Genomic DNA, 589 nt, shown 5'->3' on the forward strand with positions numbered 1-589 from the left:
AACTCCTGAAAACCATGTTTTCCTATAACTTTTTCCTTTTTTAATCATAAAATTTTTAAATCAGTTGAGTTTAATGTTTCATTTAATTGGCTCTTTTGAGTTATTCTACTCAAGTCTAAAACTACGCTAATAATCGTTAAAAAATAATTTTTGAGTCATTTATTATATTAATACCTTAAACTGGCTCAGCATCATAAATTGTCAAATTTGCACTATATTTGTGCAATAGAATACAGTTTTATCTCTGACTCAATTGCAATGTTTTTCTTCAGTGCCGTTTCGACAACTTAAGATACTTTGTAAGAAAAAAAAGATTAAATACGCATCAGTTATGGTTTTGAAGATATTCAGAGATGGTAATAACCAGATCTGTCTTCAATTTCTGTTGTATTTTTCTACTTTTATCATGTGCTATTTTGACCTATAGTGCCTGCAATCTTTGCATCTTTTTGATGCCATTATCAAAAATAGTCTTCTGCTTCTTATATAAGGTAGCTGTCATGAATCCTGCACTGGATATCAGTCAAAATAAGCCTTTGCTCTGGCTGATGGCAATTGCATGTGGTCTATGTGCTGGGGCGAATTATTA

Annotated in this window: 1 protein-coding gene; it reads left to right on the forward strand. The window is 31.1% G+C overall.

Annotated features, from left to right (window positions below):
• Positions 1-500 precede the first annotated feature (500 nt).
• Positions 501-589: hypothetical protein (locus B4033_RS03225; protein WP_286832068.1), on the forward strand; the 89-nt coding region annotated here is incomplete at its 3' end.

Origin of the sequence: Acinetobacter sp. UBA3132 (assembly GCF_002364825.1) — a bacterium.
Lineage (GTDB): Bacteria > Pseudomonadota > Gammaproteobacteria > Pseudomonadales > Moraxellaceae > Acinetobacter > Acinetobacter schindleri.